This window comes from Blautia acetica (assembly GCF_038739805.1).
GTDB lineage: Bacteria > Bacillota > Clostridia > Lachnospirales > Lachnospiraceae > Blautia.
This window is the reverse complement of the sequence record NZ_JBBEWO010000018.1, coordinates 25,628-41,683: the sequence shown is the minus strand read 5'-3', so window position 1 is coordinate 41,683 and position 16,056 is coordinate 25,628. Positions and strand designations below refer to the sequence as shown.

General features: G+C 46.5%; 11 protein-coding genes. 4 read left to right on the top strand and 7 right to left on the bottom strand.

Annotated elements, in window-relative coordinates; all coding sequences use genetic code 11:
• Positions 1–92 precede the first annotated feature (92 nt).
• Both WBS51_RS11820 and aroF read right to left on the bottom strand, forming a co-directional pair.
• Entirely contained in the window at positions 93–2,273 is a 2,181-nt protein-coding gene (locus WBS51_RS11820) for a DNA topoisomerase III (protein ID WP_291681365.1), read from the bottom strand.
• Positions 2,270–3,295 (bottom strand): 3-deoxy-7-phosphoheptulonate synthase, encoded by a 1,026-nt coding sequence (gene aroF, locus WBS51_RS11815; protein WP_173747695.1) that lies wholly within the window; start codon positions 3,293–3,295, stop codon positions 2,270–2,272. Before aroF ends, WBS51_RS11820 begins: the two co-directional genes overlap by 4 nt.
• Positions 3,296–3,695: 400 nt before the next feature.
• On the opposite strand from aroF, the gene WBS51_RS11810 reads away from it, so the two are divergent.
• The 3 genes from WBS51_RS11810 to WBS51_RS11800 are packed head-to-tail and all read left to right on the top strand — an operon-like array spanning position 3,696 to position 8,148.
• A complete protein-coding gene (locus WBS51_RS11810) occupies positions 3,696–4,664 on the top strand; it encodes an AAA family ATPase (RefSeq protein ID WP_173747697.1) in 969 nt (322 codons plus the stop codon).
• A 21-nt stretch (positions 4,665–4,685) separates the two neighbouring features.
• On the top strand, positions 4,686–5,753 hold the full coding sequence (locus WBS51_RS11805) for a DUF58 domain-containing protein (RefSeq protein WP_294461661.1): 1,068 nt from the start codon (positions 4,686–4,688) through the stop codon (positions 5,751–5,753).
• A 19-nt stretch (positions 5,754–5,772) separates the two neighbouring features.
• Entirely contained in the window at positions 5,773–8,148 is a 2,376-nt protein-coding gene (locus tag WBS51_RS11800) for a transglutaminase-like domain-containing protein (RefSeq protein WP_294461664.1), read from the top strand.
• Between the two features lie 17 nt (positions 8,149–8,165).
• Here WBS51_RS11800 and WBS51_RS11795 read toward each other — a convergent pair whose 3' ends face one another.
• From WBS51_RS11795 to WBS51_RS11785, 3 genes are read right to left on the bottom strand one after another with little or no spacing between them, the layout of a single operon-like run.
• Complete coding sequence (locus WBS51_RS11795; protein ID WP_294461667.1) at positions 8,166–10,004, bottom strand: ABC transporter ATP-binding protein; 1,839 nt, start codon at positions 10,002–10,004, stop codon at positions 8,166–8,168.
• A complete protein-coding gene (locus WBS51_RS11790; RefSeq protein ID WP_294461670.1) occupies positions 9,997–12,165 on the bottom strand; it encodes an ABC transporter ATP-binding protein in 2,169 nt (722 codons plus the stop codon). Before WBS51_RS11790 ends, WBS51_RS11795 begins: the two co-directional genes overlap by 8 nt.
• Entirely contained in the window at positions 12,159–12,635 is a 477-nt protein-coding gene (locus WBS51_RS11785; RefSeq protein ID WP_226853468.1) for a MarR family winged helix-turn-helix transcriptional regulator, read from the bottom strand. The genes WBS51_RS11790 and WBS51_RS11785 overlap by 7 nt, the downstream gene beginning before the upstream one ends.
• Positions 12,636–12,870: 235 nt before the next feature.
• Here WBS51_RS11785 and WBS51_RS11780 point away from each other — a divergent pair, with 235 nt between their 5' ends.
• Entirely contained in the window at positions 12,871–13,401 is a 531-nt protein-coding gene (locus WBS51_RS11780; protein WP_294461675.1) for a shikimate kinase, read from the top strand.
• Here WBS51_RS11780 and WBS51_RS11775 read toward each other — a convergent pair.
• Positions 13,398–14,729 (bottom strand): MATE family efflux transporter, encoded by a 1,332-nt coding sequence (locus tag WBS51_RS11775; RefSeq protein WP_173748008.1) that lies wholly within the window; start codon positions 14,727–14,729, stop codon positions 13,398–13,400. The genes WBS51_RS11780 and WBS51_RS11775 overlap by 4 nt on opposite strands.
• An 87-nt stretch (positions 14,730–14,816) precedes the next feature.
• Positions 14,817–16,034 carry an aminotransferase class I/II-fold pyridoxal phosphate-dependent enzyme gene (locus WBS51_RS11770; RefSeq protein ID WP_291681374.1) on the bottom strand — a complete coding sequence of 406 codons (1,218 nt, stop codon included), beginning with the start codon at positions 16,032–16,034 and terminating at the stop codon, positions 14,817–14,819.
• Between the last annotated feature and the right edge of the window lie 22 nt (positions 16,035–16,056).

The following is a 16,056-nucleotide window of genomic DNA, read 5'->3' as shown; positions in this document are numbered from 1 at the left end:
CCCTTATCTGTTTTTCGCTTTAGCGTGATAACATTTTAACACATGAGATAAGGGGTGACAAGAAAATTTTTTCTAAAAAATTTATGAACCATTTATTTCAGATTTAATTTAGCCAGTGCATCTGCAAAAGCATTATTGACAGGTTCCTGGGCCTCTTTCTTTTGTTTGTTCAGGTAACGCTGCACCTCTTTTTTGCTGACCCCTGCCCCTTCTTTGGCTCTTCTCTGCTGGAAACTGGAAAGTTTTTCCTTATAACCGCAGGTGCTGCAGATAAAGGTGTCCTCTTTTCCCTTGACATACATCTCCATTTTCCGGTGGCAGTTGGGACATCTGGCATTGGTCAGACGGGAAATGGTTTCTCTGTGTCCGCATTCCCGGTCCTGACACACCAGCATTTTACTGTTCTTACCGTTCACTGCCAGCATCCGTTTTCCGCACACCGGACACTTCGTATTGGTCAGATTGTCATGGCGGAATGTGCCTTCTCCTGTCTTAATTTCCCGGATGAGGTCCTCCGTATACCCCCGGATTTCCTTTAGAAACAAGTCTTTTTGCAATTTTCCCTTGGAAATCTCTGACAGCTTCATCTCCCAGTCTGCCGTCAGTTCGGGTTTCTTTAAATCTTCCGGAACCAGTTCCAGAAGCTGCTTTGCCTTTGAAGTCAGGTAAATATCATTTCCCCGTTTTTCCATTAAGAACGTGTGAAACAGCTTTTCAATAATATCTGCCCGTGTGGCAACAGTTCCCAGACCTCCGGTTTCTCCCAGGGTCTTTGCCGCTTTTTCATCTGCATGCTCCAGATATTTCACCGGATTTTCCATGGCAGACAACAGGGTTGCCTCTGTAAAAGGGGCCGGAGGTTTGGTTTTTCCTGCTGTGAGTTCCACTCTCTCGATTTTCAGCTTCTCACCTTCCTGTATATCGGAAAGCTTCTGGAAATCCTCCTCCTCTTCTTCTGTCCAGGCACCTTCATAGACCTCTTTCCATCCGGCCTGCTTCACGATTTTCCCTTTTGCCGTAAAGATTTCTCCCCCGGCTGAGGCTTTCATGGTGGTCTGTTCGTACTCAAAAGGCGGATACAACACGCTTAAAAACCGTCTGACTACCAAATCGTAAATTTTCCGTTCTTCGTTTGTCATGTGATCCAACTGCACAAACTGCTCTGTAGGAATAATGGCGTGGTGGTCACTGACCTTTTTGTCGTCCACAAAGGATTTGGATACTTTCACCGGCTTCATGGACAGGGGCCCTGCCAGAGAGCGGTAAGGACCTACCGCACAGGCTTTCAGCCTTTCCTTAATGGTGGACACAATATCGCTGCCAATGTATCTGGAGTCGGTTCTCGGATAAGTGAGCACTTTATGATTTTCATAAAGTCTCTGCATAATATTCAGCGTTTCCTTTGCGGAAAAACCGAATTTTTTGTTGGCATCTCTCTGCAGTTCGGTCAAATCATACAGCCCCGGAGCATACGTTTTCTTCCGGCTCTTGTCCACAGAAACTACCTGCAGCAAATCCGACTGCACCGCCCCTTTTTTCTCTTCCATGCGTTCTTTCTGGAACGAACGGATACTGCCGCTTTTCTTATCCTGCCAGGTCCAGCGGTTTTTTCCTGCCAGAAGGGTCAGTCCATAGTATTCCTGCGGTTTAAAACTGCGGATTTCTGCCTCTCTTGCCGCAATCATAGCAAGGGTGGGCGTCTGGACACGTCCGCAGGAAAGCTGGGCATTGTATTTGCAGGTCAAAGCTCTGGTGGCATTGATACCCACTAACCAGTCTGCCTCGGCTCTGGACACCGCCGCGTCATAGAGAGAGTGATAGGCTCTTCCGTCTTTTAGGCTGGCAAAGCCTTCCCGGATGGCCTTATCCGTTACTGATGAAATCCAAAGGCGTTTGATGGGCTTTCTGCACTGGGCCTTTTCCAGAATCCAGCGGGCAACCAGTTCTCCTTCTCTTCCTGCGTCTGTGGCAATAACGATATCCTGCACATCCTTGCGCCAGAGTTGGGTTTTCACTGCCTGATACTGCTTTGCAGTCTGTTTGATAACCACCAGCTCCATCTTTTTCGGCATCATAGGCAGGACTTCCATATTCCACTCTTTGTATTTTTTGTCATATTCCTCCGGATCTGCCAGGGTGACCAGATGTCCCAGGGCCCAGGTTACAATATAGCGTTCTCCTTCCAAAGCACCGTTCAGCTTTTTGCTGCATTTCAACACTCTGGCAATATCTCTTGCCACGGAAGGCTTTTCTGCTAAAACCAGTGTTTTCATTCGCCAGCCTCCTGCATATCTTTTCCGAAAAAGGCAGCTGTCCTGCTCACCTTGCTCATTAAATCAGAAAAAGCCTGAGGAGTTAAAGACTGTTTGCCGTCGCACAGAGCCTTCTCCGGGTTGTTGTGCACCTCTATCATCACACCGTCTGCTCCTGCTGCAATAGCTGCCATGGTCAGCGGTTCCACCATAAAACGCAGTCCTGCCGCATGGCTGGGGTCTACGATGACCGGCAGATGGGTTTTGGATTTCAGCATGGGAATGGCGGAAACATCCAAAGTGTTTCTCATAGAGGTTTCAAAGGTGCGGATACCTCTTTCACAGAGAATAACCTTTTCATTTCCCCCTGCCATAATGTATTCCGCGCTCATTAAAAGTTCTTCCAAAGTGTTGGCCATTCCTCTTTTCAGCAAAATCGGCTTATCCACCTTACCCAGTTCCTTTAAAAGCTGGAAATTCTGCATATTTCTGGTACCTACCTGAATCACATCCACCTCATCAAAAAGGGGCAGATGGTCTGTGCTCATAATTTCTGTCACAATGGGAAGTCCCGTGGCTTTCTTTGCCTCTAGCAGCATTTTTAATCCTTCGTCCCCCAGTCCCTGGAAAGAGTAAGGTGAAGTCCTGGGCTTAAAAGCACCGCCTCTTAGAAGGCCTGCTCCTGCTTTTTTCACATCTAAGGCTACTTCTGTCATCTGTTCTCTGGTTTCCACAGAACAGGGACCTGCAATTACCTGGAAAAATCCGCCTCCGATTTTTCTGCCTGCAATATCTACCACCGTATCCTTGGGATGCATATCTTTGTTGGCTTTTTTATACGGTTCTTTGATTCGCTTTACAGACTCTACCACGTCCAGGGCAGACAACCACTCGGCATCTACTTCTGTGGTGTCTCCTACCAGACCAATCAGGGAAGTGTTCACCCCGTCTGACAAATGAAGCTGCAATCCCATATGGGTAAGTTCCTGTTTTAAAGCGTCTACTTTCTCTTCGTCCGCCCCTTTTTTCAATACTACAATCATGCTGTGCCCTCCTGTTTTCATAAAAAAAGCGATGCCTGCTGCTGCAAACACCGCTGTTTTCTCTTTTCCTGTGTGAAAGGAATCAGAATCTTTTGCAGCGAAAGCAGCCTGCGCCGTAAAAATAGCCCAGGTAAGCGTAATAAGAATCCTTGTTTCCGCTAAAAACTGCCTGTTTCTGCATCATGATTTCTTCCTGCCCTTTCTTTTAAACTAATCTTATCATATAACCGCCTTTCCTATTTGTCAACCGAAATTTTAACAATTTAAAGCGTTTAAGTGTTTTTTGAAATCTTTGTTAAAAAATCGGTTGTGTATTGTGATGTCAGCCGTTTTATATTATAATTATTTGAAGAATTATTTCTATTTTTCAGAATTTTTTTTACAGATGAGGGGTGAACAAATGTCTAATACTACCAATCTTCGCAGCCAACTGGCCTATCAGGTAATTCAAGAGGTACAAAAAGCCGTTATCGGGAAAGAAGACCGGGTTCGCAAAGTGATGATGGCTATTTTAAGCGGCGGACACGTTCTGTTGGAGGATATTCCCGGTGTGGGCAAAACAACCATGGCTCTGGCTTTTTCCAAAGCACTGAGTCTGAAAGAAAAGCGTCTGACTTTTACACCGGACGTGCTGCCTGCAGATTTGACAGGCTTTACCATGTATCGGAAAGAAACCGGGGAATTTTATTTCCATCCCGGTGCCCTGATGTGCAATCTCTTTCTGGGCGATGAAATCAACCGCACCTCGCCCAAAACCCAGTCTGCCCTCCTGGAAGTCATGGAGGAAGGGCAGGTCAGCGTGGACGGCAGTACCTATCCCGTGCCAAAGCCTTTTATCGTCATTGCTACCCAGAATCCCTCCGGCTCTGCTGGCACCCAGCTTCTGCCGGAGTCCCAGCTGGATCGTTTCTGTATCTGTCTTAGGCTTGGATATCCCGACATGGAAGAAGAAATTGCCATTTTAAAGGGTCGAATTGCCCAGAGCACTATAGAAACCGTACGGCCTGTACTGAACGTCACTCAGCTTCTGTCCCTTCAAAAGGAATGTCAGGAGATTTTTGTCCATGACCGGATTTACAGCTATATTGCCGCTCTCGTACAGGCCACCAGAAACCATGAGCTCATTGCACTGGGTGTCAGCCCCAGAGGCACTCTGGCACTGACGAAAATGGCGCAGGCAGGGGCTTTTCTTTCCGGGCGCAGCCATGTGCTTCCCGAAGATGTACAGTCTGTGTTTGCCGATGTCTGTGTACACCGGCTGATTTTAAACTCCAAGGCCCGTATCAGTCACGTTTCTCCGCTTTCTCTTCTGGAGGAAATTTTGAAGACCACTCCGGCGCCTTCTGTACGGAAAAAGACATCTTTATAAAACCCAGAAAGGAAGCTCTGTATGGCAGCAAATATTTTTAGTGTAATCGGTATCCTTCTCTGTCTGTATCTGGCGATTCTGTACCAGAGTACAGCTGCCTGTGCTGTTTTTCTGTTTCTGGTTCTTTACGGCACAGCCTCTTTTTTGCAGCTTTGGTATCTCTCCGGGAAAATAAAGACGGAAATTCTGCAGGCCTCTGCCGCTAAATCCCAGGACCGGGAAATCGCGTTTGCTCTGTCTGTAAAAAATACGGGAATCCTTCCCCTCTTCCGAGGCTGTATCCTTTTGACGGTCCAGGATTTGCAAGGACAGGTCTGCCAGACTCAAAAGTTGTATTTTTCAGTCAAAAGCAGGCAGGAAATCCGCCCCGGAGGAACTTTAGAAAGTCCCTGCTGCGGACGTTTCCTGTTGTTGGTGAAGGCTGTGCGCCTTTACAGCTTCGGCCATCTTTTCAGCCGAAAGCTTTCTCAAGACTGCCCAAAGGAACTGCTTTTTTACCCGAAAATCACATCCCTTCCCCTCACTGTCAGCGAACAAGTCCGATATTTCTCCGCAGAAAGCGGGGAGGAAGAACAGATTCTTCCCGGTATCTTTCAAACACCTGTAAACCAGGTTCGGGATTTCAGACCCGGCGACAGAGTCCGTCAGATACACTGGAAACTCAGTGCCAGAACGGACAGTCTGCTGGTGCGGGACATGGGTATACAACAGGGATTTCCTGTACTTTTATTCCTTTTCATTGAACCTCTGCCGGATAAGGATTTCACGGCTTCGTACCGCCGTTTTCTGGAAACTGCCGTATCCTTATCGTTTTCTCTTCTCCAGTCGGGGTGCCGCCATTTTGTAATCTGGTACCATCACCGGGAGGAAAAACTCATTCGTTTTCCCATTCGCAGGGAGGAGGATTTAGACCTCTGCACCTATTGCCTCCTGCTGGAAGATGTAAAGCCTGTACCGGGAGATATCTGTGAACTGTACCGGCAGCAGTATCCTTCCGATACCTTCTGCACCACGCTTTTACTCCATACACGGCTGGAATTTTATAAAAACGGTCAGCCGGAAAATCTAGAGTCTGTGCCGTCCATTTAGACGGCGGAATGGAGCCTTTATGAAAAAAGAAAAAACAATTTCTGTTCTTATCCGTATAGCGGATTCCCCCGTCCGCCCCAAAAACCTTCTGTTTTCTCTGACAGGCTGCTTTGCGCTGCTCTTTTTAGGCGGACTGGGCTTCTTTTCCAGTGTGAAGGATATGTCTGCGGTTCCCGGCGCCGTTTCTTTCTGGATTTTCCCCCTGGCAGGCGTGGCTTTGCTTCTTACCTTTCTCTTTGGGCTTTTTCTTCTGCACAAAAAGAAAAGGCTGGCTCTGCTTCTTAGCGGAGGGCTGCTCTGCAGTCTTCTTCTCTTTCAGAGAAAGGCTCTGCTGGCACAGGGAAGCTCTTTTTTGGGCTATCTCCACGCCCGGCTGGAACGGTTTTACGGTATTTCCCTATTTTCGGGTTTTTCCGGCTCTGCTGCGGATAACTCCCTTTTCTTCTTTTTCTGTACCCTGTTATTCCTGATTCTGGTCTGCCTCACCCTATGGTACAGAAAAAAAGTACTTTTTCTCTTCTTGCTTCTGCTGGCACCGGTGGCACAGTTTGTTACAGAAATCCGTCCTTCTTTCCTTTCCGCCGGCTGTTTTTTGGTCTGCTTTTTCCTGTGGGACTGTCTGTCTGCAAAGGAAACCTCCTCTGGATTCCTTCAGACCGGACTTCTTTTCGGGCTTTACTGTTTCTGCGCCCTTGTGCTGACCCCCGGCTTTTCTGCTCTGGCTTTCCAATCCACTTCTTCGTTATTTCAGACGGTCAATGAGGCCTCTGCAAAGTTTGGCGCCCTTTTTCATGCAAATTCCGCTGACAGAGCGACGCGTACATCGAAAACCCGTCCTACCGCATCCGGAAACAGCAATCAAAATACGGTTTCCACACAGACAGACAAGGAAGTTCTGGACAATACAGCCCCTGTTTACAGCAATCAGACTATGTTTACGTTCCACACGAGCCGGATTTTTGACACACCTGTTTACCTGCGCGGCTTTACCGGATTCACCTACACAGACGGGGTCTGGGAAGCTTTGGACGAAAAGCAGTGGAAGTCTTTTTGCAGCAGTTACGGACTGTCAGACGAACTGCAGAAGCAGCTTCCTTCCATTCCTTATGAAGCCGGAAAAGCACAGACTTCTCTTGCCTCTGCACAAATGAGCCTAAAGCCTGCCTTTTCCCCTTCCTTTACTTATCTGCCTTACGGGGCTGACATACCGAAGGGGTTCAGCACTGGAGATGGCAATGTGCTGACAGAAAAGTTTCCTTCCAGGCTGACCTTTGACTGCTATCCTCTTTCCCTGGATTCCTCTCCATTTTTAAGAGCGCCTTCTCTTCCTTCCGCACAAACCTCTGCAGAAGGTCTATACAGGGAATTTGTGCAAAACACCTATACCTGGTATGACAAAGACTTAACAGCCCGGCTTCTGGAGGACATACAGCACCTGCCAGTATATTCCTCTCTGCCGGAAAATCCTTCCTATGACCAGGTGCTGAAGGCAGCCGGAGAAATTCAAAGCTTCCTCTCCAGCCATGCCTCCTACAGTCTGCAGCTCTCCCCTGTTCCCGCAGACAGCAATCTGCTGGACAACTTTCTCTATGAACAGAAAAAAGGCTTCTGCGTTCACTTTGCCACAGCCGGAACCCTGCTTTTCCGCATGTACGGTATTCCGGCCCGGTACGTCAGCGGATACGTCATTACCCCTGAAGATTTACAGAAAGAAAGCGGAGGCGGCTATTCCTTTGCCGTGCCGGATTCCAGTGCCCATGCCTGGACAGAAATCTATCTGGGTGAAGGAGGCTGGGTTCCCGTGGAGGTCACCCCGGCTGCTTCGGACACATCCCAGACCGTACAGACAGAACAGACAGCCCGCCAGGAGAATATGCAGACGGTAAAACAGGAGAACCTCCCAGACAGCAAAAAAGACCAGCCTTCCCCATCCTCAGACACAGAAAAAAGAGGCTTTCTGCCTGTTCTGACAAAAATCCTCTTTTTTGCAATGGTATTTTTTATAACTGCTGCTCTTTTGTTTTTTCTGCTGTATTTCAGACGAATCCTTCTCTTCCGCAAACGGATGGGCATTTTCTGCCGCAGCCGGGAAGCATGCTCTCTCTGTGTATTTAACAGTATTCTGGATTTATGGAAAGTGCGGTTCCACATTCCTGCCCTGAATCCCCAGCAGCCGGAATTTCCTGTCCTCTTCGGCCAGAAACTGCCGGAAGAGACACGAATTCTCTTTGACCAGCTTTACACCTTGGCCGAATGCTTCTGTTTCGGGGCGGACACACCTAAAAAACAGGATATCCGCAAACTGCGTCATATCTATGCAAGGGAGAGGAAGCTATTCTTTGCTTCCTGCTCCCCCAGAAAAAAACTGTATTATCTCTTTTTCCATGTTTTCTGACCGCCGGGGCTGTTCCTTTAAACAGCCTCAGCTTTCTCAAACTGGCTGTTGTACAGGTTTGCGTAGAAGCCGTTGGCGGCCAACAGGGATTCATGGGTTCCCTGTTCAATAATATCGCCGTCTTTCATAACCAGAATCAAATCTGCGTCACGAATGGTAGACAGTCTGTGGGCAATGACAAAGCTGGTTCTGCCCCTCATGAGATTATCCATAGCAGCCTGAATCTGTTCTTCGGTTCTGGTATCCACAGAAGAAGTTGCTTCGTCCAGAATCAGAATCTTATTGTCTGCCAAAATGGCTCTGGCAATGGTGAGCAGCTGCTTCTGTCCCTGGGAAATATTGCTGGTTTCTTCATTCAATACCATCTGATAACCGCCTGGCTGAGACATAATAAAGTGATGGGCATGAGCTGCCTTTGCTGCAGCGATAACCTCCTCATCTGTAGCGTCCAATCTTCCATAACGAATATTTTCCATAATGGTGCCGTGGAACAGCCAGGTTTCCTGAAGTACCATGCCGAAAAGTTCCCGCAAATCCATTCGGTTGAAGTTTTTCAGATTGTGTCCGTCAATGAGAATCTCCCCGGAATTGACGTCATAGAAACGCATGAGCAGTTTTATCATCGTAGTTTTTCCGGCCCCTGTAGGTCCTACAATAGCCACCTTCTGTCCTGCTTTTACCACGCCGTTGAAATCGTGAATAATCATCTGTTCCGGATTATAACCGAATGCTACATGGTTTGCTACCACGTTTCCTTCAATACTGCTGATGTCCACAGGATTTTCCACAGTCTGGTCTTCTTCTTCTACATCCAGAAATTCAAAGACACGCTCTGCAGCGGCTGCAGAAGACTGCAGCATATTCGTCACCTGGGCAATCTGCTGAATGGGCTGGGTAAAGTTTCGGATATACTGGAAGAACGCCTGAATATCTCCCACCTTTACATCGCCTTTAATGACCATAAAACCACCCAGAAGTGCTACCATAACATATCCCAGATTTCCCACAAACTGCATAATCGGCATCATCATACCGGAGAAAAACTGAGAACGCCAGCCGGAAGTATACAGCTTTTCGTTGGTTTCTTCAAAGGTACGGATAACGTCTTCTTCTTTGTTAAAGGCCTTTACCACATTGTGGCCGCTGTAGATTTCTTCCACCTGTCCGTTAACCTCACCCAGATATTTCTGCTGTGCCTGGAAATATTTTTGAGAGTGTTTCATAACCTTTCCGATAATCAGCATGGAAACCGGCAGAATCAAAAGCGCTGCCAGGGTCATCCACACATTGATGGACAGCATCATAATGAACACACCGATAAGAGTGGTCACCGATGTAATAAGCTGGGTAAAACTCTGGTTGATACTGGTCTGAAGGGTATCCACATCGTTGGTAATTCTGGAAAGAATTTCTCCATGCGTTCTGCTCTCAAAATATTTCATAGAAATTCTGTTGATTTTTCCTGAAATATCTTTTCTCAGATTATAGGTAACGTTATTGGAAATTCCCGTCATAATAAATCCCTGAATCAGGGAAAACAGCGCACTGACTACGTACAGTCCCAGCGCCCACAAAAGAAATGAGGCGATTTTTCCGAAATCAATGCCGCTTCCTCCGTTGATTTTCGATACCAGGCCGCTGTACAGTTCTGTGGTAGCTTTTCCCAGCACCTTCGGTCCGATAATATTGAAAACGGTACTTCCAATGGCAAACACAATCATGCACATAAGCTGTATGCGGTACCTTTTCATATAGGAAAGCAGTCTTTTCATAGCTGTTTTAAAGTCTTTTGCCTTTTCTGCAGACATGCCGCCGCCATGTCCGCCCATAGGCCCTCTTGGTCTTGCATTACTCATCTGCCAATTCCTCCTCTGACAACTGTGACATAGCAATCTGACGATAGACATCACAGGATTTTAAAAGCTCTTTATGGGTTCCCTGTCCAACCACTTTTCCTTCGTCCAGAACCAGAATCTTATCCGCATGAAGAATGGTACTGATTCTCTGGGCTACTATCAGGGTTGTGGCGTCTTTTGTTTCTTTCTTCAAGGCTCTTCTTAAAACTACATCCGTCTTATAATCCAGAGCAGAAAAACTGTCATCAAAAATATAAATTTCCGGTTCTTTGGCAATGGCTCTGGCTATGGAGAGACGCTGTTTCTGACCACCGGATACATTGGAACCGCCTTGGGCAATGGCAGAATCCATACCATCTTCTTTATCCTGAATAAATTCCCAGGCCTGGGCAATCTCCGCTGCTCTTTTCACTTCTGCTTCTGTGGCTTCCGGCTTTCCGTAACGGATATTGGAATCAATGGTTCCTGAGAAAAGCACACCCTTTTGAGGCACATAGCCAATGCGCTGCCGCAAGTCATGGAGTTTTATCTTCCGTATGTCCACACCGTCTACCAGAATCCGTCCGGAAGTCACATCAAAGAATCTCGGTATCAGATTTACCAGGGTACTTTTTCCGCTTCCCGTGCTTCCGATAAAGGCCACCGTCTCACCCTTTTTGGCGTGAAAATCAATATCGGTTAAAGAAGCCCCGTCCGCACCGGGATACGTAAATCCCACATGCTCAAAGACCACATCTCCTTTTAGTTCTGTGTTGACTTCCTGTGTCTCCTCTGCATCATGAATACTGACTTCGGTTTCCAGCACTTCGTTGATACGGGTTGCAGATACCTTTGCACGCGGAATCATAATGGACATCATGGTTATCATCAGGAACGCCATAATAATCTGCATAGCGTACTGCATAAACGCCATCATATTACCTACCTGCATAGTACCGTCATTCACTGCATGAGAACCATTCCATACAATTAATACCGTAACGCAGTTCATCAAAAGCATCATCACCGGCATCATAAAGGTCATGCAGCGGTTTACAAACAGGTTGGTCTTCATCAGTTTTACATTGGCGTCTTCAAAACGTTCTTCTTCATGTTTCTCACGGCTGAAGGCACGGATAACAGACACACCGGTAAGAATTTCTCTGGCTACCAGATTCAATTCGTCGATGAGGTACTGCAGCTTCGTAAACTTGGGCATGGCAATTTTAAACAAAAAGGCCACAAAGAGTATAATTAATACCACTGCCAGTCCTAAAATCCATGTCATGGATGCGTCGGTCTGAAATACCTTATACACACCGCCGAGTCCCAGAATGGGAGCATACAGTACAATACGGAACAGCAGTGTGAACAAAAGCTGTACCTGCTGCACATCATTGGTGCTTCTGGTTATCAGGGAAGCTGTAGAAAAATGATTCAGTTCCCCGCCGGAAAAGGAAATAACTTTTCTGTATACCTGATTTCTCAGATTCTTTCCAAGGGTTGCCGCAGCCTGGGAAGACAGGAACGTTACCGTAACTGCTGCTGCCATTACCAGAAGCGCCAGCCCCAGCATTTTCAATCCGCTGCCTAAAATGTACTGTGTCTGCATGGCATCCAGGTCTTTTCCCTGCGCCTCATATTCACTCTGCACAAAAAGCACGGAACTCTGGGTGATAATAGACTCCGGCATGTCTTCAAACTTCTCCGTCATGCCTTTTGTCATGGCCTGCAGCTGCTCCTTTGGCATTTGAGAAAACAGTTCCAGTAAATTGGTCTCCTTTGGTACCTGCAGCTGTTCTTTTATCTTGGTTACTTCTGCAGAGGAATCATCCCAAAGTCCGCTGACTACCATTTCGGGAATCCCCAGAATCTGATTCAAGTCTTCCCGTTCTTCCTCTGTTACATCTTTTAACCGGTAAACATCTCCATCTTCTTTATAAAAATCTTTTACCTTTTTGGCATCTTTTTCATCCATAAACAGACAGACCTGCTCCATGGATTCTTTTCGCAGGGTTTCCGGCACTCCGTCTTCAATGCCCTTCTGCTGGATACCCACATTGACAATTTTGGATGTGTAATCCGGCAGAGATAAATCACAAAATGCCTGAACAAATAAAAGAAGAATAATCATGACAATATAGTGCCACCGTTCCTTCATATAATGAAACATTTTTAACATAAAGTCCTCCTTTGCTGGCTGTCACCTTCTAAATTATTTTCCGCTTCCAGGTTCGCAATCATCTGGTCAAAAAAACGCTTCATCAGACACCTTTCACTTTCGGAAAAGCCCTTAAAAATGATTTTTTCACTTTTCTCTACCTGGCGCTGGGCCTTTTCTATGAGTTCTCGTCCCCGTTCGGTCAGATAAATGCGGATTCTTCTCTGGTCCTGTTCGTCACTTTTCCGCTCTATAAGACCGCTTTTTTCCAGACGCTTCATAGAAACTGCCACCGTAGGCGCGCTGATATGAAGATTTTCCGAAATTTCCTTCTGGCTCATCCCTTCTTTTCTGCTCAGCTGCATCAACAAGGGCATTTGCTTAGGATGAATCCCTGTTTCGCTGAGAAGACAGAAAGTATTGCGGAAATACAGGTGCGTCAGCTTTACAACTCTTGCCTGAATGCTGTCTTCTTTTTCCATATCTATCATTCCGATTCTCCTTTCTTAGTTAGTCGACTAACTTATATTATGTCACATTTTACTAAATTGCAAGTCACATTTTTATATTTTACACTTTTTTTAGAAATTACTCCCAAAAAATTAATTAGTCATCTAACAGTATCATTTCGCTCTTGCACCCGTGTGTGTGTCCTGTTATAATAAGTATAACATTTTCACAGTTTAACTCGAAAAAGTATCTGTATTTAGAAAGGCAGGATTTCATATGTCACAGACAAAGAACAAAGGCTCTCTCCCCTTTAATCTCATACTTATCGGCTTTATGGGAACAGGAAAAAGCACGGTTGCCCGCTGTTTAGGGAAAAAATGCGCTATGGAAATTATTGAAATGGATGAAGAAATTGTCCGGCGGGAGCAGAGGAGTATTCCTGAAATCTTTCAGCAGCAGGGAGAAGCCTATTTCAGGAATCTGGAAACCGGTCTTTTAAAAGAATTACAAAAAGAAACGAATAAAATCATTTCCTGCGGCGGCGGCGCTGCCCTTCGTGCAGAAAATGTAGCCGAAATGAAAAAAAACGGAAAAGTCATACTGCTGACAGCCGAACCCCAGACCATTCTGAATCGGGTGAAGTATGACAATTCCCGTCCTATTTTAAAAAATCGCAAAACCGTTGCGGATATTGCCGAATTGATGGAAAAACGCCAGGAAAAATATCTGGCTGCTGCTGATCTGGTTATTTCCACTGACAATAAAAATATTGGGCAAATCTGTGAGGATATCCTGCATGCGCTCTAAGGGCGTTTCCCTCCTCTTGACAGCTCCGGCAGCACTACACAGAGCATGGTGACAAAGCAGGCCGTTCCACCGATAAAATTGGAAATGGGCTCTGCCAGGAAAACGCCTTTGGCTCCAAGTCCTGCCACAGAGGGCAGCCACAGGGTAAGCGGTATGACAATCACCGCTTTGCGAAGCAGCGAGAAAAAGATTGCCTGCTTTGCTTTTCCCAATGCGGTAAACACACTCTGTCCCGCAAACTGCAGAGACATAAAGCAAAATCCAAAGAAATAAATCCGCATGGACGGCACGCCCAGCTTCAAAAGTTCTTCCCCTCCGTTAAAAAGACGGATAAACACAGCCGGAAACAGCATAGTAAAAATCCAGACCACCGTAGTGTATGCCATGCATACCACAGACATAATCTTAATCCCTGTCCGTACTCTTCCATACTCCCGTGCTCCGTAATTAAATCCCAGCACCGGCTGTGCCCCCTGGGTAAATCCCTGAGAAGGCACGCTTAACACCTCTCGCACAGAATTAACAATCGTCATAATTCCCACATACACATCTCCACCAACGGACTGAAGCGTAACATTGCAGACCACCTGTACGGCACAGTTGGTTGCCGCCATAATAAACCCGGAAAGCCCCAGTGCCAGAATCTCCTTCATGCAGCCAAAATCCGGCTTCATATACCGTCTTTGCAGTTTCAAAAGCGTCTTCTTTCCCCTGAGGAAAAATACCACCCATAAAGCTGACACTGTCTGAGAAATCACCGTAGCCACTGCTGCTCCCTTTACCCCCATGTGAAAACCGAAAATAAAAACCGGGTCTAAAATAATATTTATGACCGCGCCTATGAGCACTGTACACATACCGGTTCCGGCAAATCCCTGACAGTTGATAAAGCCATTCATGGACAAGGTTATCATCACGCAGACGGTTCCCAGCAGATAAATACTCAGATAGTCATTCGCATAACCGAAAGTATCCCTGCTGGCTCCCAGCGCGTACAATAGGGGGTCTTTTATCAAAAATCCCACCACCGTGAGAAGGACACCCATAACAAGCGTCATGAGAAAAGAATTCCCCATAATACGCCCGGCCTTCTCCATATTTCCTCGCCCTCTTTCAATGGAACACAGGGGCGCTCCCCCGGTTCCCACAAGGTAAGAAAAAGCCGTAATGGCGGTGATGACAGGAAACGCCACCCCCAGACCTGTAAGAGCCGCCGCACTGGCTCCCGGAAGTCGGCCAATATAAACCCGGTCTACAATATTATAAAGCACATTGATAAACTGTGCCAGAATCAAAGGAAGAGACAGCCGAAAAATATTTCCCAACATACTTCCTCTGGAAAAATCATGTTCCTCTGCACTGTGCAGAGTTTTTACCCTTGTCCCCACATTTCCACTTCCTATCTCAAAAACCTTTTATTTCTGCCGGTAAGTAGTCAGGAAGTCTGCCAGTTTATCAGCCGCCTTTCCAAGAACCTCCACATTAGGCAGATACACAATGCGGAAATGGTCCGGCTGTCCCCAGTTAAATCCTTTTCCGCAGGTAATGAGAATCTTCTTTTCATGAAGCAAATCCAGGGCAAATTTCTCGTCATCATGAATGTTGAATTTCTCTGTGTCAATCTTGGGGAAAATATAAAAAGCCGCTTTTGGCTTCACAGCAGAAAGTCCCGGTATGTCTTTAATAGCATTGTAAATAAACTCTCTCTGCTCATAAATTCTGCCTCCCGGCACCAGATATTCGTTCACACTCTGATAACCGCCAAGAGCCGTCTGCACCACTGCCTGGGCCGGCACATTGGAACACAGGCGCATATTGGAAAGCATATTTAAGCCCTCTATGTATCCCTTTCCCTTTTCCTTTGCCCCGCTTAACACCATCCAGCCGCAGCGGAAACCTGCAATCATATGAGATTTGGAAAGTCCGTTTAAGGTTACGCAGAACAAATCCGGCGCCAGAGACGCAATGGAGGTATGGGTAATGCCGTCCATAACCAGACGGTCGTAAATCTCGTCTGAAAAAATCATCAGTTCGTGTTCTCTTGCCACGTCTACAATCTTCTGCAGCACTTCTTTTGGATACACTGCTCCAGTAGGATTGTTTGGATTAATCAGGACAATGGCCTTTGTCTTATCTGTAATTTTGCTCTTAATATCCTCTACATCCGGATACCACTCCGACTGCTCATCACAGATATAATGTACCGCTTTTCCGCCTGCCAGAGTCACACAGCCGGTCCAGAGGGGATAATCCGGGGAAGGCACCAGAATTTCGTCTCCGCTGTCCACCAATCCCTGCATAGCCATATTAATCAACTCACTGACGCCGTTTCCTGTATAAATATCATTGATAGACACATTGGGAATCTTTTTAAGCTGACAATACTGCATAATGGCTTTTCGGGCTGCAAAAATCCCCTTAGAATCCGAATATCCCTGGCTTTCTCTCAAGGTATAAATCATATCCAGAATGACTTCTTCCGGGGCTGAGAACCCAAACGGCGCAGGATTGCCGATATTCAGTTTTAAAATATCAATTCCGCTTTCCTGCATCCGGTTCGCTTCGTCCAGAACCGGTCCCCTTACGTCATAACATACATTGTCCAGTTTTGATGATTTCTGAAATGTTCTCATATTTCTGCCCTCGTTTTCTTTT

Excerpts from the sequence above, each read along its gene's own strand:
- WBS51_RS11770 (WP_291681374.1), bottom strand. The coding sequence starts at position 16,034 with ATGAGAACATTTCAGAAATCATCAAAACTGGACAATGTATGTTATGAC.
- WBS51_RS11785 (WP_226853468.1), bottom strand. The coding sequence starts at position 12,635 with ATGATAGATATGGAAAAAGAAGACAGCATTCAGGCAAGAGTTGTAAAG.
- aroF (WP_173747695.1), bottom strand. The coding sequence starts at position 3,295 with ATGATTGTAGTATTGAAAAAAGGGGCGGACGAAGAGAAAGTAGACGCT.
- WBS51_RS11790 (WP_294461670.1), bottom strand. The coding sequence starts at position 12,165 with ATGTTAAAAATGTTTCATTATATGAAGGAACGGTGGCACTATATTGTC.
- WBS51_RS11820 (WP_291681365.1), bottom strand. The coding sequence starts at position 2,273 with ATGAAAACACTGGTTTTAGCAGAAAAGCCTTCCGTGGCAAGAGATATT.
- WBS51_RS11805 (WP_294461661.1), top strand. The coding sequence starts at position 4,686 with ATGGCAGCAAATATTTTTAGTGTAATCGGTATCCTTCTCTGTCTGTAT.
- WBS51_RS11810 (WP_173747697.1), top strand. The coding sequence starts at position 3,696 with ATGTCTAATACTACCAATCTTCGCAGCCAACTGGCCTATCAGGTAATT.
- WBS51_RS11775 (WP_173748008.1), bottom strand. The coding sequence starts at position 14,729 with ATGTTGGGAAATATTTTTCGGCTGTCTCTTCCTTTGATTCTGGCACAG.
- WBS51_RS11800 (WP_294461664.1), top strand. The coding sequence starts at position 5,773 with ATGAAAAAAGAAAAAACAATTTCTGTTCTTATCCGTATAGCGGATTCC.
- WBS51_RS11780 (WP_294461675.1), top strand. The coding sequence starts at position 12,871 with ATGTCACAGACAAAGAACAAAGGCTCTCTCCCCTTTAATCTCATACTT.
- WBS51_RS11795 (WP_294461667.1), bottom strand. The coding sequence starts at position 10,004 with ATGAGTAATGCAAGACCAAGAGGGCCTATGGGCGGACATGGCGGCGGC.